Raw genomic sequence first — 22,681 nt, forward strand, 5'->3', positions numbered from 1 at the left:
GTCATGCCACGGTCACCCGGGTCAGTCCTGCTTCTTGCGGCGGGTGCCGAAGACGATCTCGTCCCAGCTCGGCACCGCGGCCCGGCGGCCCGGACGGACACCGTCCGCCTCCGCCTGGCGGTCAGTCGTCCCGGTCAACCGGTCGCGGTGACCGGCCACCGCGCGCGGCATCAGCACATCCGCATAAGCGGAACCGGCGCCCGCGGAGGCTGCCGGGGCCGGCGGCTCGTCGGCCTCCGGCTCCTGAGCGGCGGGCTCGGTCGTCGGCGGCTCGGGCCGCTCCGGCACCACCATGTCGCCACGGAAGCTCGGCACGGCCTCCAGCAGGCTGGTCAGCGAGTCGCGCTCACCGGCTGAGACTCCGACGATGTGCTCCTCCGGCTCGGGCGGAGGCGGCGGAGCGGGCCGTTCCATCTGACGGTCGAGCGCACGGTCCAGCGGCCGGTCACGCGGCAGTCGGGCGATCCGGGGCACGAACGGGAAGCTGGGCTCGGGCGCGGCGACATCGTCGGTCTCGCCGATCAGCGAACGCGCCTCGTCGTCCACGGCCTGGACCAGCCGTCGCGGCGCGTCGTACGTCCAGCTCGCCGAGTGCGGCTCGCCCGCGACCCGGTACACCAGCAGGACCTCCCAGGTGCCGTCGTCACGACGCCAGGAGTCCCACTGGACGGTTTCCTTGTCGGCGCCGCGCAGCAGGAGGCGTTCCTGCACCGCTTCGCCGAGCTGGGGGCCGGTGTTCTCGCCGGGACGGCGCACGGGAGTCTTCCGGGCCCGCTCGGCCATGAAGGCGCGCTCCGCGAGCACGGGGCCCTCGAAGCGACGGACACGGTCGACCGGAATTCCGGCGAACTGAGCGACCTCCTCCGCGGAGGCGCCGGCTCGTATCCGGGCCTGGATGTCGCGGGGGCGGAGATGGCTCTCCACCTCGATCTCGATCTGGCCGAGCCGCGCACGGTCGTTGCGCACGGCGGCGCGCAGCCGCTCGTCGATCGGAAGCGTGTACTCCGTGCTGTCCGCAGCCTTGAGCACCAGTCGTGTGCCGTCGTTGGAGACGGCCACGACACGCAGTTCGGGCATGGGGACCTCCCGGGTGGTGCCTGCCGACGTCACGTGCGTCGCTGCTTCCGCTAGTCGAGTGTGGCCTGCCCGGGTGCAGCCTGCCACAACATTGCCGTGTTGCCCGGCGTGTCGGGCGTGAGCCCTGGATCGCCGGTATGACACGGTGACCTTTGCGCAACGCTGAGTGACCAAATGTCACCCCGCGTAGCTGGCCCCCGTGCGATGCCGTGGCGCCGCCGGATCGAGTGCCTCCGTCGGCCCCGTCCCGAAGGTCCCGGACCCCACGTGGGAGTCCGGCCCCAGGGCTCGCCACAGTACTCCATTCGGGCCACGTGGGTGGACCGGCGCGCCGCCGAAGTTCTCAGCGGATGCGGGAGTCCAACTACCCAACTGGACGCGAAATGCCCATGACGCGTGTCCTGCTTCACAGAATCACCTGAAGTGGAACTATTCACTTCGCCCGATTGTCCCTTCCTGTTGCATGGTGGGAGAGATGTCAATCAAGGGCTGGAAATGGTGCGGAAGCCGGAAAGTGACACAGAACCCAGAGAGAGGCGTATCGATCTGAGCCTGCCGCAGGTGGCCGGCAGTGCGGTGGCGGCGGTCGCGGCGGCAGTGGCGGCCTCGCAACTGGGTGTGTACGGAACGATTCTCGGCGCCGGAGTGATGAGCATCGTCGCCACCTGCGGCGGCTCGGTCTTCCAGCACTTCTTCCGTCGCACCGGCGAGCAGATCCGCGAGGTCACGGTCCACGCGAAGCTCGCGGGCAAGGAGACCCGCAGGGCGAGCGGGACGCGTGAGGTGCGGGACGCGTACGGAGCGGCCGATCCGCAGGAGGCACGCGCGGCACGCGACGTGGCGGAGCGCGAGACGTGGGATGCTCACCGGCCGCCCGAGGGATCCGCGGACGCGACGGCGGTGCTGCGCACGGTCGCGGCTGACCCGGACCGTACGCAGCTTCTGGAGCCGCTCGCCGATCACGAGACCCGGCCGCTGAGGCCCCTCGGCACGGACAGGACCCAGCTGCTCACGTCTCCCGACACGGACGGGACCCGGCTGTTCGAGCCACGTCCCGGGGACGGGGCCCGGCGGCCGGTGCCGCACGGCCCGGTCCCGGACGAGGAGTTCTCCGCGTCGACCACCCACGGCACCCGCATCCGCGGCTGGAAGCGGTCGGCCGTCGGGGCCGCTGCGGTCTTCGCCGTGTCGATGGCCGGGATCACCACGTACGAGCTCGTCTCCGGTGGCGATCTGAGCGGTGGTCACGGAACGACCGTGGGATCCGTCGTACGCGGCGGGGAAGGGGGCTCCGAGCCCGCCGACCCGGCACCGTCCGTCAGCGCGGACCCGGGTCAGGGGCGGACGCCAGGTCAGGAGAGCGGCGGGACGCCGGGCACGGACTCGCAGGGCGGGCAGAGCCCGAATCCGGGCACCGGCCAGGGTGACCGCTCCACGGCCGAGCCGACGCCCGCGCCCACACCGTCGAGCTCGGGCGGCGGCCCGACGGCTCCAGCTCCCACGCCCACTCCGACGGCGCCCGGCGACTCCGGCAGCGTCGCCCCGGACCCCACCGGTGCGGGCGTCGCACCGGGGCAGGAGGCACCGGCCACGACCGGCACGGGCGCCGGCCGGTGACCGGCCGGCGCGGCGGTCAGTCGCCCAGGACCCGGCGCAGATAGTCGTTGGCGAAGAGCCGGCCCGGGTCCAGTCGGTCGCGCACGGCGGTGAACTCGCCGAACCGCGGGTACACCCCGGCCAGGTACTCCGCATCGCGGGTGTTGACCTTGCCCCAGTGCGGGCGGCCGCCGTGCGCGGTCATGATCCGCTCGACCGCGGTGAAGTACGCCTGGTAGGGCGTGCCCTTGTACAGATGGACGGCGATGTACGCGCTCTCCCGGCCCGAGGCCGTGGAGAGCGCGATGTCGTCCGTGGGGGCCGTGCGGACCTCCACCGGGAAGCTGATCCGCAACGGCGAGCGGTCGACCATCGCCCTGACCTCGCGCAGCGCCTCCGTCGCGGCCTCGCGCGGCAGGGCGTACTCCATCTCCACGAAGCGGACCCGGCGCGGGCTGGTGAAGACCTTGTACGGGACGTCGGTGTACGTGCGGGCCGACAGGGCACGGCTGGAGAGCTTGGCGATCGACGGGATGGTGGCGGGGACCGCCCGCCCGAGCGAACAGGCCACCTGGAAGATCCCGTTGGAGAGGAGCTCGTCCTCGATCCAGCCGCTGACCTTTCCGGGCGGAGCGGCGGGGCCCGCGCTGCGGTTGTTGCGCTTGGTGTTGCAGTTGCCGGTGTGCGGGAACCAGTAGAACTCGAAGTGCTCGTTCTCGGCGACCAGTTCGTCGAAGTCGGCCGTGACCTTGTCGAAGGTCATCGGCTCCTCGCGGGCCGTCAACAGGAAGACCGGCTCCACGGCGAACGTGATCGCGGTGATGACACCGAGTGCGCCGAGCCCGATCCGGGCGACGGCGAAGATGTCGGCGTTCTCCTTCTCGGAGCAGGTCAGCACCGTGCCGTCCGCCGTGACCAGTTCGAGGGCGCGGATCTGGGCGGATATGGACGCCGAGTCGCGGCCGGTGCCGTGGGTGCCGGTCGAGGTGGCCCCGGCGACCGTCTGCTCCATGATGTCGCCCATGTTGGTGAGCGACAGGCCCTCCCGGGCGAGCGCGACGTTGAGCCGCTTCAGCGGGGTGCCGGCCTCGACGGTCACCGTCATCGCCGTGCGGTCGATCTCGCGGATGCCGGTGAGCAGATCGGGGCGGATCAACAGACCGTCGGTGACGGCGGTCCCGGTGAAGGAGTGCCCGGTGCCGACAGGCTTCACCTTCAGGCCGTCCTCGGACGCCCGGCGCAGCGCCTCGGCGAGCTCGTCCACGGAGGCGGGGGAGACGGCCCGGGCCGGACGCGCGGTGACATTCCCCGCCCAGTTACGCCACGCGCTCGTCGTCGTCCGTGCGTAGGTGTCGGTCATCTTCCCCGCGCCTTCCCGTAGGAACCGGCTTGGCAAGCCGGCGATACCCCAGGAACGCCACCGCGGCCGCGAGCGCTCCCGCCACGACGGGCACCGCGTACCCCGCCTTCGCCCCGGACGCGTCGACGACCCAGCCGGCGGCCGAGGAGCCGAGTGCCACGCCGACCGCGAGCCCGGTACTGGTCCAGGTCATGCCCTCGGTCAGCTTGGTGCGCGGTACGTGCTGCTCGACGAGGGCCATGGTGGTGACCATCGTCGGTGCGATGGCGAGACCCGCGACAAAGAGCGCCACGGCCAGGAACGGCAGGTTCCCGGCCAGTTGGAGGGGGATCATACTCACGGCCATGGCGCACACCCCCACCAGCCACCTGGTGGACGCCTTCCCCTTGAGACGGAGCAGTCCGAAAACGGCTCCGGCGAGGCAGGACCCCAGCGCGTACACGGCCAGCACCAGGCTTGCCGCGGCCTTGTGCCCCTGGTCGTCGGCGAAGGCTACGGTCACCACATCGACCGCGCCGAAGATCGCGCCGGTCGCCACGAAGGTGCCCACGAGGACCTGGAGACCGGGGGAGCGCAGCGCCGAGCCGCCGGTGTGCTGCTCGCGCGGATGCGGGACCGGCTCGGTGGCGCGCTGGGCGGTCAGCCAGACGACGCCGACCAGCAGGAACCCGGCGGCCAGCAGTGGACCCGCCTCCGGGAACCAGGCAGTGGACAGACCGATCGAGATGATCGGCCCGAAGATGAAGCACACCTCGTCGACGATCGACTCCCACGAGTACGCCGTGTGCAATTGCTGAGGCGAGCCCCGGTAGATCTCCGCCCAGCGGGCCCGGATCATCGACCCCACACTGGGCACGCAGCCGGCCCCGGCGGCGAACACGAAGAGGGTCCAGTCCGGCAGCCGCTGCTGCGCGCAGATCAGCAGCCCGGCCACCGCCGTCAGCGCGACGAGGGTGACGGGGCGCAGGATGCGGCGCTGCCCGTGCCGGTCGACCAGTCGGGAGACCTGCGGTCCCAGCACCGCCGCCGACATCGCCAGCGTCGCGGAGAGCGCGCCCGCGAGACCGTATCGGCCGGTGATCTGGGACACCATGGTCACCACACCGATGCCCATCATGGACAGCGGCATCCGGCCGAGAAATCCGGCAGCCGAGAACCGCTTGGTGCCGGGGGCGGCGAAGATCGCGCGGTAGGGACTGGGCAAGGAGGGCTCCGGTACGGCGAGGTCACACGGGGTGTCGTGTCATGCGTGAAGATGGCCGATACAGCTTACGGGCGGCGCACGGCGTCCGGCGCCGGGGCGGATGCCGGGGCACGGGCACGTCGGTGGATGTCGGTTGGAGCGATGTCACAGGCGGGTGGCAGGATCGTTCGCATGTCCGATCTGCGCGCTCCCGCTCCCTACGACGCCCTGCTGCTGCTCTCCTTCGGCGGCCCCGAGGGCCCGGACGACGTGGTCCCGTTCCTGGCGAACGTGACCCGCGGCCGCGGCATCCCCGAGGAGCGGCTGAAGGAGGTCGGAAAGCACTACTTCCTGTTCGGCGGCGTCAGCCCGATCAACGCCCAGAACAGGGCCCTGCTGGACGCCCTGCGCAAGGACTTCGCGGACCACGGACTCGATCTGCCGGTGTACTGGGGCAACCGCAACTGGGCGCCCTACCTCACCGACACCCTGCGCGAGATGGTTGCCGACGGACACCGCCACATCGCCGTCCTCGCCACCAGCGCCTACGCCTCGTACTCCGGCTGCCGCCAGTACCGCGAGAACCTCGCCGAGTCGCTGGCCGTGCTGGAGGCCGAGGGGCTGCCGGTGCCGCGCGTGGACAAGCTCCGGCACTACTTCAACCATCCGGGCTTCGTCCGGCCCATGGTGGAGGGTGTCCTCACGTCGCTCGCCGAGCTTCCCGAAGAGGACAGGGCCGGGGCACACCTCGCCTTCACCACACACTCCATCCCCACCTCCGCCGCCGACACCTCCGGCCCCGAGGAGGCGCACGGCGACGGCGGCGCGTATGTCGCCGAGCATCTCGACGTCGCCCGGGTGATCGTCGACGCGGTGCGCGAGGAGACCGGCGTCGCGTATCCCTGGCAGCTCGTCTACCAGTCGCGCAGCGGCGCCCCGCACATCCCCTGGCTGGAGCCCGACATCTGCGACCACCTGGAGGCGCTCCACGGGGCGGGCGTGCCCGCTGTGGTGATGGCCCCCATCGGCTTCGTCTCGGACCACATGGAGGTCCTGTACGACCTCGACACCGAGGCCACCGCGAAGGCCGCCGAGCTCGGTCTGCCGGTGCGGCGGTCAGCGACGGTCGGTGCGGACCCGCGGTTCGCCGCGGCCGTGCGCGAGCTGGTCCTGGAGCGCGCTGCCACCGACCGGGGACGCACGGTGGAGCGGTGCGCGCTCGGGGCGCTCGGTCCGAGCCACGATCTCTGCCCCGTCGGCTGCTGCCCGGCCCGTGCCCTCAAGCCCGCCGCGGCGGGCGCCGACAGTCCCTACGCCTAGGAGCGCTGTACCTCTGTGACCCCTGTGAGCCCTGGTCCCTCTGTGGCCGACCCCGTCCTGTCCGAACTGCTCGGCCTCGCCCTGGAGGCCGCCCGGCGCGCCGGTGCGCTGCTCCGCGACGGCCGCCCCGCCGATCTCGGGGTGGCCGCGACCAAGTCCAGTCCGATCGACGTCGTCACCGAGATGGACATCGCCGCCGAGAAACTGATCACCGGCTTCCTCGCCGAGCGCCGCCCCCAGGACGGCTTTCTCGGCGAGGAGGGTGCCAGCTCCGCGGGCAGCAGCGGCATCCGCTGGGTCATCGATCCGCTCGACGGCACGGTGAACTACCTCTACGGTCAGCCGACCTGGGCCGTCTCCATCGCAGCGGAACGGGACGGCGAGCGTGTCGTGGGCGTGGTGGAGGCCCCTATGCGCCGTGAGACGTACCAGGCGGTCCTCGGCGGCGGTGCGTATGCCAAGGGCGGCGCCTACGGCCACGGCACCGCGCTGCGCATCCGGCCCGCACCGCCGCTCGACCAGGCGCTGGTCTCGACCGGCTTCAACTACGTCACCGACGTCCGTGCACACCAGGCGGACGTCGCCCAGCAGCTGATCCCGAAACTCCGCGACATCCGGCGCAGCGGCTCCGCCGCCGTCGATCTCTGCGATGTCGCCGCGGGCCGACTGGACGGCTACTACGAGCGCGGGCTCCACCCCTGGGACCTCGCCGCCGGTGACCTGATCGCCCGGGAGGCCGGCGCCCGCACCGGCGGCCGGCCCGGACTGCCCGCCGACGGCGACCTGACCGTGGCCGCGTCACCGGGTGTCTTCGAGCCCCTGCAGATCCTCCTGGAGGATCTGGGCGCCTGGCACGACTGACGCACCCGGCCGCGAAGCGCCTGGGGCGCGCTGTGGCGGGCGTTCACGACAGCACAGGGCCCCGGCGCCATGGAGGCTGCCGGGGGCCCTGTGCCGACTGCTCAGAGGGTCGTGGCGCCGACTTCGATACCGTGCTCGGCGGCGAGGCGGTGCAGGTCGTCCAGCTCTCCCTGCTCGACATCCGCGAGGAAGTCGTCGCCCGTCTCGCGGGCCCTGGTGAGGTCGGACTCGGTGGTCTTGATTCGCTGCAGCAGACCTGCGGTGAAAGCGTCCATGGTGCGCCCCCTCATCGTGGGTCGGTGGCACGGGGGTGTGCCCGGGTTTCCCTCCGCCAGGGGCGGTAGGGCGGGTGATCACGCACTCTCCAGGGACGGAGCGGCCGTGGTGCGCCACATGCATGGCGTGATCGCGGGTGTGAATTCGTCCTCCCCAGGCCCTGGCTGAGAGAAACCTCAACTGGTCTGGAAATCCGGTGAATTCCCCGAAGCCGCAGGTCGTACCGCGCCGCCTTACCGCCGGTTTATACGCGGTGCAGGCAGGATGGAGCCGGACAGACAGTGCTGCTGAGCCGGGCCGATCACGGTCCGTGGGCTCATACGAACGTTCTGAAGTTTCTAAGGAAGGAAAGCGCCGTGCGTGTACTCGTCGTGGAGGACGAGCAGCTGCTCGCCGATGCGGTGGCCACCGGATTGCGCCGGGAGGCCATGGCGGTCGACGTCGTGTACGACGGTGCGGCGGCCTTGGAGCGCATCGAGGTCAACGACTACGACGTCGTGGTGCTGGACCGGGACCTCCCCCTGGTGCACGGCGACGACGTCTGCCGCCGGATCGTCGAGCTGGGCATGCCGACCCGGGTGCTCATGCTCACGGCCTCCGGGGACGTGAGCGATCGGGTGGAGGGCCTGGAGCTCGGCGCCGACGACTACCTGCCGAAGCCGTTCGCCTTCAGCGAGCTGACCGCGCGGGTACGGGCCCTGGGGCGCCGCACGACGGTCGCGCTGCCGCCCATTCTGGAGCGCGCCGGCATCAAGCTGGACCCCAACCGCCGCGAGGTCTTCCGCGACGCGCAGGAGATCCAGCTCGCGCCGAAGGAGTTCGCGGTGCTGGAGGTGCTGATGCGCAGCGAGGGCGCGGTCGTCTCCGCGGAGCAGCTGCTGGAGAAGGCCTGGGACGAGAACACCGACCCGTTCACCAATGTGGTCCGGGTGACGGTCATGACCCTGCGCCGCAAACTCGGGGAGCCGCCGGTCATCGTCACCGTGCCCGGCTCCGGTTACCGGATCTGAGGCCTGGTGTCCACCATCCCGGCGCCCCCGACAGCGCCCCCGAAACCCACCTGGGACCCCAAACAGCTGGAGCCCCCGTACCCCTGGCTGCGCCCGACCATCCGGATACGGCTCACGCTTCTGTACGGCGGGATGTTCCTGATCGCCGGCATCCTGCTGCTTTCGATCATCTACATGCTGGCAGCACAGGCCCTGCACGTGGGCAGTGAGCTGCCGTTCAAGGTCGTCAGCGGCCAGGTCTCCAGCGATCTGTGCAACCTCTCCGGAGAGGGGTCGTCACCGGCTGCCGTCAACGCGGCCATGAACTCGTGTGTCAACCATCAGCGCCAGGAGGCGCTCGACACCCTCCTGAACCGTTCGCTGCTGGCCCTCGTCGGTCTGAGCGTCATCGCCTTCGCCTTCGGCTACGCCATGGCGGGCCGGGTGCTCTCCCCGCTGGGCCGCATCACCCGCACCGCCCGCCGGGTGGCCGGGACAGACCTGTCCCGGCGGATCGAGCTGGACGGTCCCGACGACGAGCTCAAGGAGCTCGCCGACACCTTCGACGACATGCTCGACCGGCTGGAGCGGGCCTTCACCGCACAGCAGCGGTTCGTCGGGAACGCCTCGCACGAACTGCGTACCCCGCTCGCGATCAACCGCACCCTGCTTGAGGTCCACCTCTCCGACCCGCAGGCTCCGCCGGAGCTCCAGCAGCTCGGCAAGACCCTGCTGGCCACCAACGAGCGCAGCGAGCAGCTGGTCGAGGGGCTGCTGCTGCTCGCCCGCAGCGACAACCAGATCATCGAGCGCAAACCGGTCGACCTCGCGGAGGTCGCCACGCGCGCGCTCGACCAGACCCGGGCCGAGGCCGAGCAGAAGGGCGTGGAGATCCGTGAGGAGATCGTGCCCGCCGTCGTCCAGGGCAACGGTGTCCTGCTGGAGCGGATCGCGCTGAACCTCGTACAGAACGCCGTGCGCTACAACATCCGGGAGGAGGGCTGGGTGGACGTCACCACCGAGCTGCAGCCCGGCCAGGCGCTGCTGGTGGTCTCGAACACCGGCCCCGTGGTGCCGGCGTACGAGATCGACAACCTCTTCGAGCCCTTCAGACGGCTCCGTACGGAGCGAACGGGCAGCGACAAGGGGGTCGGGCTCGGCCTGTCGATCGCGCGGTCCGTGGCGCGTGCTCACGGCGGCCGTATCATCGCGGAACCCCGTGAGGGTGGTGGTCTCGTGATGCGCGTCACCCTGCCGGTCTGAGAGGCTGATTCGAGCGATACGCACAGGGATCACTTCGTTCGCTTTGAGCGGAATTTTCGGGACCTGTGCCCGAGAGATCCATGTGTGATCGATCACAGGAGCGAATCTCGGGCGTTCCACGCTCCGTGACCAGGCCTCCCGCCCAAAATCCGGCAAAAGTCGGGGTTTTCGGGGGTCGATATCACGGGAAGTACACGGGGTGGCGCCCGTGAAGCGCGGCATGCGGACCGTGTACGGTCCCCTTCGCCACCCAAGCCGACCGCTCCAGAGGGGTCCGCTCGGGTGTCGATTGAGTAACAGACCTTGATGTGAGGCAAAATCTCCGCCTCGGGTCGGGCACAAGTCCGGCCTCTCACGCGTTACGTGCGCTGAGACACCGCAGACACCCAGAGGGGGAGAGCGACACATGGCAACGGATTACGACACCCCACGCAAGACCGATGACGACGTCGACCAGGACAGCCTTGAGGAACTCAAGGCACGTCGGAGCGACAAGACGGCGTCCGCCGTCGACGTCGACGAGTTCGACGCGGCAGAAGGACTGGAGCTCCCCGGAGCGGACCTGTCCAATGAGGAACTCGCCGTCAGGGTCCTGCCCAAGCAGGCCGACGAGTTCACCTGCATGAGCTGCTTCCTCGTGCACCACCGCAGCCAGCTGGCCCGCGAGAAGAACGGCCAGCCGATCTGCCGCGACTGCGACTAGGTCCGGTCGGACGTGGCAGGCGACACACCGTTCCGGAAGCGGGGCTTGCGACGCAAGGAGCCGTCGGAGGTGAATCAGGGCAGCACAGGCCCGGCAGAGGGCGTAGCAGCCCTTGCCGAGCAGTACGCCCTGCCACCCTCCGCAGGCGTGTCTGACGACGAGCGAGGCCGTTCGGCCTCGCTCGAAGCAGTGGAAGCCGCCATCGCCGCGGAGACGGGCCGGGCGATACCGGCAGCCGGCGCGGCCGATGGGGCCGAGCAGACCGGCAGGACGGAGCCCGTGACCGGGGCAGGCCGTCTGCAATCAGTCAAACGGGGCGTACGCAAGGGCGGGGAGAGCGCCAGGGCCGCGATCGGCCATATCGCCGACCGGATCATCGAGACCGCTCCCCGCGTCCCTGTGCGCGACCTCGCCACCCTGCGCAGGCAGTTCCCGGGCCTCGGCCCGGAGGAGCTCGCCGACAAGCTCGTCGCAGGCGCGAGCAAGGGCACTGCCACCGTCGGCGCCGGTATCGGCGCGGCGGCCATGCTGCCCGTACCGCCCGCCATGTTCGCCGAGCTGGCCGCGGAGATCACGGGTGTGGCCGCGATCGAGATGAAGCTCGTGGCCGAACTGCACGAGGTCTACGGCCTGCGCCCGCCGGGCGGCCTCACCCAGCGCAGCACCGCGTACCTCACGTCGTGGACGGAGGAGCGCGGCATCGATGTCACCCATCCGGCGACGATTGATGCGGCGCTCGGCGGCCGGATGAAGCGGGAGCTGCGCCAGCAGATCGTGAAGCGGATGATGCGCGATCTGCCGAACCTGATCCCGTTCCTGGCCGGCGCCGCCATCGGCGCGGTGATGAACCGGCGCGACACGAAGAAGCTTGCCGATCGGGTCAGGAAAGACCTGCGCAAGGCCCAGATCCCCTGGGACCGGCTCCCGGAACTGCCGCCCCTGGAGCGGTCGCGGAAGCCGCGCAAGGACCTCCCGAAGGAGATCGAGGGCTGACGGCCTGCCCCAGAGGCGCGAAACGGCTATGCGGCCCGTACCGCCGCGAGCGCCGCTACCAGGGCCTGCGGCTCGCGGGTCGACAGATAGACGTACGGAGTCGGGTCCTCCGGGTCGGTGACCTCCACCCGCACCGCCGTCTGGATGTAGCTGCGCTGCAGCATGAAGGCACGGGTGTCCGCCTTGTACGTGCGCCAGGCGCGCGCCTCCTCGCCCTCCAGCGCCTCCGCCTCGCCAAGTGCCGTCACCGGGATCCGGGCGTCACCCGCGACCAGGGCGCCCGCCACCACTCGGATCCGGGCGGAGCCGTACGAGCTGACCGTGAGCGAGGCCAGCGCGGTGCCACCGACCAGGCCGGCCAGCAGCGGCAGGGTTCCCAGCGGCAGCAGCATCAGGGCGCAGGCGACCCCCATCAGGAAGGCAATGAACCACCACGAACGGGGTGCGGTCAGGCGTTCGTCGAAAGGCGGGGTGGAAGGCTGCATGAACCCTAGCTTGGCACGGCGCGACCTGCGGCTGGCCGCGCGGGTAAGGTCTGCGCCTGTGAGTGGAACATCTGCGGCTCTTCAGCCACCGGCCGACGCGGTGAAACCGGTCCGGCATCCCGACGCCCCGGTCCCCGGTGAGCTCCTCGGCGCGCACTACGAACACTGTTTCGGCTGCGGTGAAGGGCAGCCGCACGGGCTGCACCTCCAGGCGCGGGCCGGCGAGGGTGTCAGCGTCACCGCCGATTTCACGGTGAAGGCCGCCCACCAGGGCGCCCCGGGCCTTGCGCACGGCGGAATCCTGGCCACGGCGCTGGACGAGACGCTGGGCTCACTGAACTGGCTGCTGCGGGTGATCGCGGTGACCGGGCGACTGGAGACCGACTTCGTGCGCCCCGTGCCGGTCGACACCGTGCTGCACCTGGACGCCGAGGTCACCGCCGTCCACGGCCGGAAGATCTACTCCCGGGCGACCGGTCGGATCGGGGGCCCGGACGGGCCCGTCGCGGTCCGCGCCGAGGCCCTCTTCATCGAGGTCAAGGTCGACCACTTCATCGAGAACGGCCGCCCCGCCGAGATCCAGGCGGCGATGGCCGACCCGGACCAGGTCAGGCGCGCCCGTGCCTTCGAGGTGAATCCCTGATGCGCCGTCCCGTCGACGTACTGCTCCGCCGGGTCGATCCGGAGGTGCCGATTCCGGCGTACGGGCACCCGGGCGACGCCGGGGTCGATCTGGTGACCACGGAGGCCGCCGAGCTCGCCCCGGGCGAACGCGCGATGCTGCCCACCGGCGTGTCGATCGCGCTGCCCGACGGGTACGCCGCGTTCGTGCATCCGCGGTCCGGCCTCGCGGCCCGCTGCGGAGTCGCCCTCGTCAATGCCCCGGGGACGGTTGATGCCGGGTACCGTGGAGAGATCAAGGTCATCGTCATCAATCTCGACCCGCGCGAGACCGTGCGGTTCGAGAGGTTCGACCGGATTGCCCAACTGGTCGTCCAGCAGGTCGAGAAGGTGCGCTTCCACGAGGTGTCGGAACTGCCCGGCTCGGCGAGGGGCGAGGGCGGCTTCGGTTCCACCGGAGGGCATGCCACGGGTGATGTTGACGGCGTCAGGGGCGGGATCACCCAGGGCGGGAACAGCTACGCTTCGGTCGTACCCGACCGGGAAGGACAGTGACGTGTTCGGACGTCGCAAGAAGAGTGGTTCCGCCGAGGACGTGGCGGACGAAGCGCGCGAGGCCGAGCAGGTCGTCGACGAGCTCGACGACACCGACGCCGCCGAGAGCGGAGCGCGCCGGGTGAATCTGCCGCCGGCGCCGCGGCCGGACGGGCCGTGGGACATCGACGAGGTCTCCCAGCCCGGCGAGGGCCGGGTCGACCTGGGCGGCATCTTCGTGCCCGGGGTCGACGGAATGGAGCTGCGCGTCGAGGTCGCCGGTGACGCGATCGTCGCCGCCACCGTCGTGCTGCGCGACAGCGCGATCCAGCTGCAGGCCTTCGCCGCCCCCAAGAAGGAGGGCATCTGGGGCGAGGTCCGCGAGGAGATCGCCACCGGCATCACCCAGCAGGGCGGGGTCATCGACGAGGTCGAGGGCCCGCTGGGCTGGGAGCTGCGGGCACAGGTCCCCGTGCAGCTTCCGGACGGGACGAACGGCGTGCAGCTGGTGCGCTTCGTCGGCGTCGACGGGCCGCGCTGGTTCCTGCGCGGAGTGATCTCCGGCCAGGGCGCCGTGCAGCCGCAGGCCGCAGGGCTGCTGGAGACGATCTTCCGGGACACCGTGGTCGTCCGCGGCGAGGGCCCGATGGCCCCACGCGACCCGATCGTCCTCAAGCTCCCCAGCGACGCCCAGATGGTGCCCGACGGTGTGCAGCAGGAGGACCAGGAGAGCTCGAAGTTCTCCGGTGGCATGGGCCAGCTCCAGCGCGGGCCCGAGATCACCGAGGTGCGCTGAACCGCCTCCCGGGGCGTGTGACAGCTTCGGCCGGTGGGCCGTACTTCCCTTCGAGGGAGGTGCGGCCCACCGGCTTTTGCATGCCTGCGGAGCGTGCGACGGAGCACGCTCACCGGCGCGTGTATGGGGCGCGTATGGGGCACGTATGGGCGCCGTCAAGGGCGCGCCCTTCCCCGTAAGGAAGCCATCAACGCAGGCGGCGGGGGCTTCGGACGGGGGTTTGCTCAGGAGGTCCGAGAATTCGAACCTCATCTAGGAGCACACGGTGGCCGATCTGGCCTTCGTCGTCACCACGATCGCGGTCTTCGCGCTGGTGGCTCTCGTCGCCAAGGGGGTGGCGAAGCTGTGACTGCCGAGAACATCGTCGGTCTGATCGTGGCCGCCGCCCTGCTGGGCTATCTCGTCCTCGCCCTTCTGTACCCGGAGAGGTTCTGAGCCCGATATGAGCCCCGTCCTCGCTGGTGTGCTCCAGCTGCTCGCCCTCGTCGTGGCGCTGGGTCTGGCCTACCGTCCGCTCGGCGACTACATGGCCGGCGTCTACTCCTCGAAGAAGCACCTCCGGGTCGAGAAGTGGATCTACAAGGCCATCGGCGCCAACCCCGACACGGAGATGCGCTGGCCCGCCTATCTCCGTGGTGTCCTCGCGTTCTCCGCGGTGAGCGTCCTTTTCCTGTACCTGCTGCAGCGGCTCCAGGGCAGCCTGCCCGGCTCGCTCGGCTTCTCCTCGATCGATCCCGATCAGGCGTTCAACACGGCGGCCTCCTTCGTTGCGAACACCAACTGGCAGTCGTACTACGGCGAGCAGGCCATGGGCCATGTCGTCCAGACCGGCGGCCTCGCGGTGCAGAACTTCGTCTCGGCCTCCGTCGGCATCGCCGTCGCGGTGGCGCTCGTACGCGGCTTCGCCCGCTCCCGCACCGGTGAGCTCGGCAACTTCTGGTCCGACCTGGTGCGCGGCACGATACGGATCCTGCTGCCGATCGCCGTGATCGCCGCGCTCGTACTCGTGGCGTGCGGCGCCATCCAGAACTTCGCCGGCATCCACGAGGTCGGCCAGTTCATGGGCGGCTCGCAGCAGTGGAACGGCGGTGCGGTCGCCTCGCAGGAGGCCATCAAGGAGCTGGGCACCAACGGCGGCGGTTACTTCAATGCCAATGCGGCGCACCCCTTCGAGAACCCCAACGGGCTCTCCAACCTCCTTGAGATCTTCCTGATCCTGGTCATCCCGTTCTCGCTGACCCGCACCTTCGGGCGCATGGTCGGCTCGCTGAAGCAGGGCTACGCGATCCTCGCGGCGATGGGCATCATCTGGCTCGGCTTCACCGCGCTGATGATGTGGACCGAGTTTGCCCACCACGGACCCGCGTTCGACATCGCGGGCGGGGCGATGGAGGGCAAGGAGACCCGCTTCGGGGTCGGCGGGTCGTCGATCTTCGCCGTGGCCACGACGCTCACCTCGACCGGAGCGGTGAACTCCTTCCACTCCTCGTTCACCGGCCTCGGCGGTGGCATCACCATGCTCGGCATGCAGCTCGGCGAGATCGCCCCCGGTGGTACCGGCTCCGGCCTCTACGGCATGCTGATCATGGCGATCATCGCGGTGTTCATCGCGGGCCTGATGGTCGGCCGCACGCCCGAGTACCTCGGCAAGAAGATCGGCACCCGCGAGATCAAGCTCGCGGCCTGCTACATCCTCATCACCCCGGCACTGGTGCTCTGCTTCACCGCGGCGGCGATGGCTCTGCCCACTCCGGTCCACTCGATGACCAACTCCGGTGCGCACGGCTTCTCCGAGATCCTGTACGCCTACACCTCCGGCGCCAACAACAACGGTTCGGCATTCGCCGGGCTCAACGCGGACACCCAGTGGTTCAACACCACGATCGGGCTCGCGATGCTGCTGGGCCGGTTCCTGCCCATGGTCTTCGTCCTGGCCCTGGCCGGCTCGCTCGCCGAGCAGCGGCCCGTACCGGCGACCGTCGGCACGCTCGGCACCCACAAGCCGCTCTTCAGCGGACTGCTGGTCGGCACGATCATGATCGTCGCCGGTCTGACCTACTTCCCGGCCCTGGCGCTGGGGCCGCTGGCCGAAGGGCTGGCGTCATGACCACTACACCTACGCAACACGACGAATCGATGCATGAGGACGCGATGTCCACTGTCACCAAGGACCTGGCACCGCACCAGGACGCGCCCACCGGTCACCGGACCGAGGGACGCGTCGGCGCGGGGCTGTTCGACCCCAAGCAGCTGCTCAAGTCCTTCCCTGACGCCGTCCGCAAGCTCGACCCGCGGGTGATGGTCAAGTCGCCGGTGATGTTCGTGGTCCTGGTCGGTTCGGTGCTCACCACCGTCCTCGCCGCCCTGGACCCGACCGACTGGTTCGGCTGGACGATCGCCGCGTGGCTCTGGCTCACCACGATCTTCGCCAACCTGGCGGAGGCGGTCGCCGAGGGCCGCGGCAAGGCGCAGGCCGACACGCTGCGCAAGGCCAAGACCGACACGGTCGCGCGTCGGCTCGCCGGGAAGAACGAGGAGCGCGTACCCGGCACCGATCTGCGCATCGGTGACCTGGTGGTCTGCGAGGCCGGTGACATCGTCCCCGGCGACGGTGACGTCGTCGAGGGCGTCGCCAGCGTCGACGAGTCCGCCATCACGGGGGAGTCGGCACCGGTCATCCGGGAGTCGGGCGGCGATCGCTCGGCCGTCACCGGTGGTACGAAGGTGCTCTCCGACCGCATCGTCATCAAGATCACCACCAAGCCCGGTGAGACCTTCATCGACCGGATGATCAACCTGGTCGAGGGCGCGGCCCGGCAGAAGACGCCCAACGAGATCGCGCTGAACATCCTGCTCGCGTCCCTGACCATCGTCTTCCTGCTGGCCGTCGTCACCCTGCAGCCGTTCGCCATCTACGCAGGCCGGCGCCAGTCGTTGATCGTGCTGACCGCGCTGCTGGTCTGCCTCATCCCCACCACCATCGGCGCGCTGCTCTCCGCGATCGGCATCGCCGGCATGGACCGCCTCGTCCAGCGCAATGTCCTCGCCATGTCCGGACGCGCCGTCGAAGCCGCGGGCGACGTGTCGACCCTGTTGCTCGACAAGACCGGCACCATCACGCTCGGCAACCGGCAGGCCGCCGAGTTCGTCCCGGTCACGGGGGTGACGGAGGCCGAACTGGCGGACGCCGCCCAGCTCTCCTCGCTGGCCGACGAGACGCCCGAGGGCCGCTCCGTCGTCGTCCTGGCGAAGGAGACGTACGGGCTCCGCGAGCGCCACCAGGGTGAGCTCGTCGTGGCCGAGTGGGTCGGTTTCACCGCACAGACCCGGATGTCCGGTGTGGACGTCGAGGGGCGCAGGATCCGCAAGGGTGCGACCGGCTCGGTCGTCGCCTGGGTCGAGGAACAGGGCGGCACCGTCTCGCCGGACGCCCGCACACTCACCGACCGGATCTCCCAGGCGGGCGGTACACCGCTGCTGGTCGCCGTCGACGACGAGCGGGGTGCCCGGATCCTCGGGGTCATCCACCTCAAGGACGTCGTCAAGGAAGGGATGCGGGAGCGGTTCGACGAGCTGCGCCGGATGGGTATCCGTACGGTGATGATCACCGGCGACAACCCGCTGACCGCGAAGGCGATCGCCGAGGAGGCGGGGGTCGACGACTTTCTCGCCGAGGCCACGCCCGAGGACAAGATGGCCCTCATCAAGCGTGAGCAGGCCGGCGGCAAGCTCGTCGCGATGACCGGTGACGGCACGAACGACGCGCCGGCGCTCGCCCAGGCCGATGTCGGCGTGGCCATGAACACCGGTACCTCGGCCGCCAAGGAGGCCGGGAACATGGTGGACCTGGACTCCAACCCGACGAAACTCATCGAGATCGTCGAGATCGGCAAGCAGTTGCTGATCACCCGCGGCGCGCTGACCACCTTCTCGATCGCCAACGACGTCGCGAAGTACTTCGCGATCATCCCGGCGATGTTTGCGGTGGTCTACCCGGGCCTGGACAGGCTGAACATCATGCAGCTGTCCTCGCCGGAGTCCGCGATCCTGTCCGCCGTCGTCTTCAACGCACTGATCATCATCGCGCTGGTGCCGCTCGCCCTGAAGGGCGTGCGCTACCGGCCGAGCAGCGCCGACTCGATGCTCCGGCGGAACCTCGGGATCTACGGACTCGGCGGCCTGATCGCCCCGTTCATCGGCATCAAGATCATCGACCTGATCCTCTCCCTCATTCCCGGAATCGGCTGATCGCGCCATGACCTCCATGAACAACTCCGCGGGAAACACCGTTCGGCTGCTCTGGGCCGGGCTGCGGGCCCTGCTCGTCCTCACGATCGTCTGCGGCGTGATCTACCCGCTCGCCGTCACCGGCGTCGCCCAGGGCCTCTTCCCGGGCAGGGCGAACGGCTCCGAGATCACGGCGAACGGCAAGGTCGTCGGCTCCGAACTGATCGGTCAGCGCTACGACCTGCCGCTGAAGAAGGGCCAGGAGACCCCGGCCCCGGACCTCAAGTGGTTCCAGCCGCGACCGTCCAACGGCCTCGGCACCAACAGCGTCAACACGCAGTACAAGCTGATCCTGTCCGGCGCGACCAACCGGTCCGGCGACAACAAGGATCTGATCGACTGGGTCACGGACGCCAAGGCCGCCGTCGTCAAGGACAACTCCGTACCCGGGCATCCGGTCAAGCCCTCGGACGTGCCGGCCGACGCCGTCACCTCCTCCGGGTCCGGTCTCGACCCGGACATCTCCCCGGCGTACGCGCAGCTCCAGGTGCGCCGCGTCGCCGAGCGGAACCACCTTGGCGTCGACCAGGTCGAGAAGCTCGTGAAGCAGCACACCGACGGCCGGATCCTCGGCTTCGTGGGCGAGCCCCGGGTCAACGTCCTTCAGCTCAACATCGCGCTCAAGGAGCTGGTGAACGGGGGCTGATCCCTTCGTCGGCGGATGTGCCGGGTCGCCGTGGTCGTACTGGAGGGACCACTGCGGCCCGGCGCCGTACCCGCCCGGGGGCCAAGAGCTGTCCCGTAGGCCATTGCCCAGCCGTGTGCCTCGTGCACATACTGGCGGCCGACGGGGACCGACCACGCATGGGGGAGCGCATGACCGACAGCACCGGCGGAAAGAGCACCAGCGGACAGGGTGGCACGGCCGTCGCCGAGGACCCGGCCCGCGGGCCGATGGTCCGCATCGAGGACCTGCACCGCTCGTACGGAACCGGCGCGGGCGCCGTCCACGCGCTGCGCGGGGTCTCCTTCGACGTGCCGCGTGGCGAGCTCGTCGCACTCAAGGGGCGCTCCGGCTCCGGCAAGACAACCCTGCTGAACCTGGTCGGCGGCCTCGACAGCCCCGACCGCGGCCGGATCACCGTCGACGGCACGGACCTCTGCGAGCTCGGCGAGAACGGGCTGCTGGAGCTGCGCCGGGACCGGATCGGCTTCATCTTTCAGTCGTTCGGTCTGATCCCGATCCTGACCGCCGCGGAGAACGTCGGCGTACCGATGCGGTTGCGCAACGCGGATCCGCGCGAGCGGGAGGACCGGGTGGCCCTGCTGCTCTCCCTGGTCGGGCTCGGCGACCACGGTGCGCAGCGGCCCGGAGAACTCTCGGGCGGCCAGCAGCAGCGAGTCGCCATCGCCCGCGCGCTCGCCAACCGGCCCGCACTGCTGATCGCGGACGAACCGACGGGCCAGCTCGACGCGGAGACGGGGCTCGCCGTGATGGAGCTGTTGCGCGCGGTGGTACGGAGCGAGGGGGTGACCGCGCTGGTGGCGACGCACGATGCGCAGCTGCTGGGACTGGCGGACCGGGTGCTGGAGCTGAGCGACGGGCACATCGCCGAGTACGCGTAAGGGGCGGGGGAGACGGGTGCCCGGGTTCGTCCCGGGCACCTTTTGTTGCTCACTTCCGGGAGATGCGCAACCCGCCCGGTTCGGCGCATCAGAATTCTGTCAATTCGGCCTTCTGTCCGACCCTATGTCTTATTCGCCGTAAATCTTCGGGGTAACTTCGAGAACGGCTGCCGCACCGGCCGCAGCCGTTCTGAAAGACAATGGGGCCATGGCACGCGGCAAGCTTCGGATCTACCTGGGTGCGGCACCGGGTGTCGGCAAGACGTACGCGATGCTCTCCGAGGCCCACCGCAGGGTCGAGCGGGGCACCGACTGCGTCGTGGCATTCGTGGAGCACCACGACCGGCCGCGCACCGAGGTCATGCTGCACGGCCTGGAACAGATCCGGCGCCGCGAGATCGAGTACCGGTCCGCCGTCTTCACCGAGATGGACGTCGACGCGGTCCTGGAACGTGCCCCGGCCGTCGCCCTGGTGGACGAGCTGGCCCACACCAATGTGCCGGGCTCCCGCAACGCCAAGCGCTGGCAGGATGTCGAGGAACTCCTCCAGGCCGGCATCGACGTCATCTCCACCGTCAACATCCAGCACCTGGAGTCGCTCGGCGACGTCGTCGAGTCGATAACGGGCGTACGGCAGCGCGAGACCGTCCCCGACGAGGTCGTCCGCCGCGCCGACCAGCTCGAACTGGTCGACATGTCGCCCCAGGCGCTGCGCCGGCGGATGGCCCACGGCAACATCTACAAGCCGGACCGGATCGACGCGTCCCTGTCCAACTACTTCCGCCCGGGCAACCTCACCGCCCTGCGCGAACTCGCCCTCCTCTGGGTCGCCGACCGGGTCGACGAGTACCTCCAGGCGTACCGCGGCGAACACAACATCCGCTCCACCTGGCAGGCCCGCGAACGCATCGTCGTCGGACTCACCGGCGGCCCCGAGGGCCGTACGCTCATCCGCCGCGCGGCCCGTATGGCCGCCAAGGGCTCCGGCAGCGAAATCCTCGCCGTCTACATCGCCCGCAGCGACGGACTGACCTCCGCGTCGCCCAAGGAACTCACCGTCCAGCGCACCCTCGTCGAGGACCTCGGCGGTACGTTCCACCACGTCATCGGCGACGACATACCCTCGGCGCTCCTCGAATTCGCCCGTGGTGTCAACGCCACCCAGATCGTGCTCGGCTCCAGCCGCCGCAAGGCCTGGCAGTACATCTACGGGCCCGGCGTCGGAGCCACCGTCGCCCGCGAGTCCGGCCCCGACCTCGATGTCCACATCGTCACGCACGAAGAGGTCGCCAAGGGCCGCGGACTGCCGATCGCCCGCGGCGCCCGGCTGGGCCGGGCCCGGATCGTCTGGGGCTGGCTGGTCGGGGTCGGCGGCCCGGCCCTCCTCACGCTGCTGCTGACCGGCATGAAGAACGGCCCGGGGCTCGCCAACGACGTCCTGCTCTTCCTCTTCCTGACCGTCGCAGCAGCCCTGATCGGCGGGCTGCTGCCCGCCCTCGCCTCGGCGGCCGCCGGCTCTCTGCTGCTGAACTACTGGTTCACCCCACCGACCCACACCCTGACGGTCCAGGATCCGAGGAACTTCGTCGCCATCGTGATCTTCTTCGCGGTCGCGGTGGCGGTGGCCTCCGTCGTCGATCTGGCGGCCCGCCGTACCCATCAGGCGGCCCGGCTGCGCGCCGAGTCCGAGATCCTCTCGTTCCTCGCGGGCAGCGTCCTGCGCGGCGAGACGACGCTGGACGCCCTGCTGGAGCGGGTCCGCGAGACCTTCGCGATGGAGTCCGTCGCGCTGCTGGAGCGGAAGAGCGACGTCGACCCGTGGACCTGTGCGGGCAGCGTCGGCCCCGGGCCGGTCGCCCGCCCCGAGGACGCCGATGTGGACATGCCGGTCGGCGACCACATGGCGCTCGCGCTGTCCGGCCGGGTGCTGCCCGCCGAGGACCGTCGCGTGCTCGGTGCGTTCGCCGCCCAGGCCGCCGTCGTACTCGACCGGCAGCGACTGGTCGGGGAGGCGGAGGAGGCCCGCCGGCTCGCCGAGGGCAACCGGATACGGACCGCGCTGCTGGCCGCCGTCAGCCATGACCTGCGGACCCCGCTGGCCGCCATCAAGGCCGCCGTCAGCTCACTGCGCTCCGACGACGTCGCCTGGTCCGACGAGGACCAGGCGGAGCTCCTGGAAGGCATCGAGGCCGGCGCCGACCGCCTGGACCACCTGGTGGGCAACCTCCTCGACATGTCCCGGCTGCAGACCGGCACCGTCACCCCGCTGATCCGCGAGATCGACCTCGACGAGGTGGTCCCGATGGCGCTCGGAGGCGTACCGGAGGACAGCGTCGACCTGGACATCCCGGAGTCGCTGCCGATGGTCGCCGTCGACCCGGGGCTGCTGGAGCGGGCCGTCGCCAACATTGTCGAGAACGCCGTCAAGTACAGCCCCGACGGGGAACGCGTCACGGTGGCCGCCAGCGCGCTGGGCTCCCGGGTCGAGCTACGGGTGGCCGACCGCGGGCCCGGCGTCCCCGACGAGGGCAAGGAGCGGATCTTCGAGCCGTTCCAGCGTTACGGCGACGCCCCGCGCGGCGCCGGGGTCGGCCTCGGACTCGCCGTCGCCCGCGGCTTCGTGGAGTCCATGGGCGGAACCCTCGGGGCTGAGGACACCCCCGGCGGTGGCATGACCATGGTCCTGACGCTCAAAGCGGTGTCGGGATACGTTCCGGTCGGCCCCGACCTGCCGGCGCAGGTCGCCTCATGAATCTTCGCAACGCCTCAGT

General features: G+C 70.2%; 21 protein-coding genes. 16 read left to right on the forward strand and 5 right to left on the reverse strand.

Annotated features, from left to right (window positions below; all coding sequences use genetic code 11):
* Positions 1-21 precede the first annotated feature (21 nt).
* A complete protein-coding gene (gene sepH, locus AB0N06_RS07390; protein WP_366133734.1) occupies positions 22-1,077 on the reverse strand; it encodes a septation protein SepH in 1,056 nt (351 codons plus the stop codon).
* A gap of 495 nt (positions 1,078-1,572) precedes the next feature.
* Between sepH and AB0N06_RS07395 the strand changes: the two genes are divergently transcribed.
* Entirely contained in the window at positions 1,573-2,694 is a 1,122-nt protein-coding gene (locus AB0N06_RS07395; protein ID WP_366133735.1) for a hypothetical protein, read from the forward strand.
* A 16-nt stretch (positions 2,695-2,710) separates the two neighbouring features.
* Here the strand turns inward: AB0N06_RS07395 and AB0N06_RS07400 are convergent, their stop codons facing one another.
* Positions 2,711-4,033, reverse strand: a complete 1,323-nt coding sequence (locus AB0N06_RS07400; protein WP_366133736.1) for a D-arabinono-1,4-lactone oxidase — start codon at positions 4,031-4,033, stop codon at positions 2,711-2,713.
* Positions 3,990-5,237: an MFS transporter gene (locus AB0N06_RS07405; protein WP_366133737.1), complete on the reverse strand. Its 1,248-nt coding sequence runs from the start codon at positions 5,235-5,237 to the stop codon at positions 3,990-3,992. The genes AB0N06_RS07400 and AB0N06_RS07405 overlap by 44 nt, the downstream gene beginning before the upstream one ends.
* Before the next feature lie 171 nt (positions 5,238-5,408).
* Here AB0N06_RS07405 and AB0N06_RS07410 point away from each other — a divergent pair, with 171 nt between their 5' ends.
* Both AB0N06_RS07410 and AB0N06_RS07415 read left to right on the forward strand, forming a co-directional pair.
* Positions 5,409-6,536: a ferrochelatase gene (locus tag AB0N06_RS07410; RefSeq protein WP_366133738.1), complete on the forward strand. Its 1,128-nt coding sequence runs from the start codon at positions 5,409-5,411 to the stop codon at positions 6,534-6,536.
* 42 nt (positions 6,537-6,578) lie between these two features.
* The gene (locus AB0N06_RS07415; RefSeq protein WP_366133739.1) at positions 6,579-7,397 is read left to right on the forward strand and encodes an inositol monophosphatase family protein; all 819 of its coding nucleotides are present in this window, start codon (positions 6,579-6,581) and stop codon (positions 7,395-7,397) included.
* A gap of 101 nt (positions 7,398-7,498) precedes the next feature.
* Here the strand turns inward: AB0N06_RS07415 and AB0N06_RS07420 are convergent, their stop codons facing one another.
* A complete protein-coding gene (locus AB0N06_RS07420; protein ID WP_366133740.1) occupies positions 7,499-7,672 on the reverse strand; it encodes a hypothetical protein in 174 nt (57 codons plus the stop codon).
* A gap of 357 nt (positions 7,673-8,029) precedes the next feature.
* Between AB0N06_RS07420 and AB0N06_RS07425 the strand changes: the two genes are divergently transcribed.
* From AB0N06_RS07425 to AB0N06_RS07440, 4 genes are all read left to right on the forward strand, one after another.
* On the forward strand, positions 8,030-8,683 hold the full coding sequence (locus AB0N06_RS07425) for a response regulator transcription factor (protein ID WP_358860390.1): 654 nt from the start codon (positions 8,030-8,032) through the stop codon (positions 8,681-8,683).
* Between the two features lie 6 nt (positions 8,684-8,689).
* Entirely contained in the window at positions 8,690-9,925 is a 1,236-nt protein-coding gene (locus AB0N06_RS07430; protein ID WP_366133741.1) for an ATP-binding protein, read from the forward strand.
* Positions 9,926-10,331: 406 nt separating this feature from the next.
* Positions 10,332-10,628 (forward strand): DUF4193 domain-containing protein, encoded by a 297-nt coding sequence (locus AB0N06_RS07435; RefSeq protein WP_003965732.1) that lies wholly within the window; start codon positions 10,332-10,334, stop codon positions 10,626-10,628.
* A 12-nt stretch (positions 10,629-10,640) separates the two neighbouring features.
* Entirely contained in the window at positions 10,641-11,621 is a 981-nt protein-coding gene (locus AB0N06_RS07440) for a hypothetical protein (RefSeq protein ID WP_366133742.1), read from the forward strand.
* Between the two features lie 26 nt (positions 11,622-11,647).
* Here AB0N06_RS07440 and AB0N06_RS07445 read toward each other — a convergent pair whose 3' ends face one another.
* Positions 11,648-12,106, reverse strand: a complete 459-nt coding sequence (locus AB0N06_RS07445; RefSeq protein WP_366133743.1) for a DUF3093 domain-containing protein — start codon at positions 12,104-12,106, stop codon at positions 11,648-11,650.
* A gap of 58 nt (positions 12,107-12,164) precedes the next feature.
* On the opposite strand from AB0N06_RS07445, the gene AB0N06_RS07450 reads away from it, so the two are divergent.
* The 9 genes from AB0N06_RS07450 (at position 12,165) to AB0N06_RS07490 (ending at position 22,662) form a co-directional block, all read left to right on the forward strand.
* Positions 12,165-12,749 (forward strand): PaaI family thioesterase, encoded by a 585-nt coding sequence (locus AB0N06_RS07450; protein ID WP_366133744.1) that lies wholly within the window; start codon positions 12,165-12,167, stop codon positions 12,747-12,749.
* Complete coding sequence (dut, locus tag AB0N06_RS07455) at positions 12,749-13,282, forward strand: dUTP diphosphatase (protein ID WP_358860385.1); 534 nt, start codon at positions 12,749-12,751, stop codon at positions 13,280-13,282. Before AB0N06_RS07450 ends, dut begins: the two co-directional genes overlap by 1 nt.
* Before the next feature lies 1 nt (position 13,283).
* Complete coding sequence (locus AB0N06_RS07460; protein ID WP_366133745.1) at positions 13,284-14,057, forward strand: DUF3710 domain-containing protein; 774 nt, start codon at positions 13,284-13,286, stop codon at positions 14,055-14,057.
* Positions 14,058-14,402: 345 nt separating this feature from the next.
* Entirely contained in the window at positions 14,403-14,492 is a 90-nt protein-coding gene (gene kdpF, locus AB0N06_RS07465) for a K(+)-transporting ATPase subunit F (RefSeq protein WP_358860383.1), read from the forward strand.
* Between the two features lie 7 nt (positions 14,493-14,499).
* Positions 14,500-16,164, forward strand: a complete 1,665-nt coding sequence (kdpA, locus tag AB0N06_RS07470; RefSeq protein WP_366133746.1) for a potassium-transporting ATPase subunit KdpA — start codon at positions 14,500-14,502, stop codon at positions 16,162-16,164.
* The gene (gene kdpB, locus AB0N06_RS07475) at positions 16,161-18,305 is read left to right on the forward strand and encodes a potassium-transporting ATPase subunit KdpB (protein ID WP_366133747.1); all 2,145 of its coding nucleotides are present in this window, start codon (positions 16,161-16,163) and stop codon (positions 18,303-18,305) included. The genes kdpA and kdpB overlap by 4 nt, the downstream gene beginning before the upstream one ends.
* A gap of 16 nt (positions 18,306-18,321) precedes the next feature.
* Positions 18,322-18,990 carry a potassium-transporting ATPase subunit C gene (locus AB0N06_RS07480; protein WP_358860405.1) on the forward strand — a complete coding sequence of 223 codons (669 nt, stop codon included), beginning with the start codon at positions 18,322-18,324 and terminating at the stop codon, positions 18,988-18,990.
* A gap of 170 nt (positions 18,991-19,160) precedes the next feature.
* Positions 19,161-19,910, forward strand: coding sequence for an ABC transporter ATP-binding protein (locus tag AB0N06_RS07485; RefSeq protein ID WP_366133748.1), 750 nt, complete (start codon positions 19,161-19,163; stop codon positions 19,908-19,910).
* A 208-nt stretch (positions 19,911-20,118) separates the two neighbouring features.
* Positions 20,119-22,662 (forward strand): sensor histidine kinase KdpD, encoded by a 2,544-nt coding sequence (locus AB0N06_RS07490; RefSeq protein ID WP_366133749.1) that lies wholly within the window; start codon positions 20,119-20,121, stop codon positions 22,660-22,662.
* The last annotated feature ends 19 nt before the right edge of the window (positions 22,663-22,681 follow it).

The sequence above is a fragment of the Streptomyces sp. NPDC051020 genome (genome assembly GCF_040683105.1).
In the GTDB taxonomy this organism is placed as follows: Bacteria; Actinomycetota; Actinomycetes; order Streptomycetales; family Streptomycetaceae; genus Streptomyces.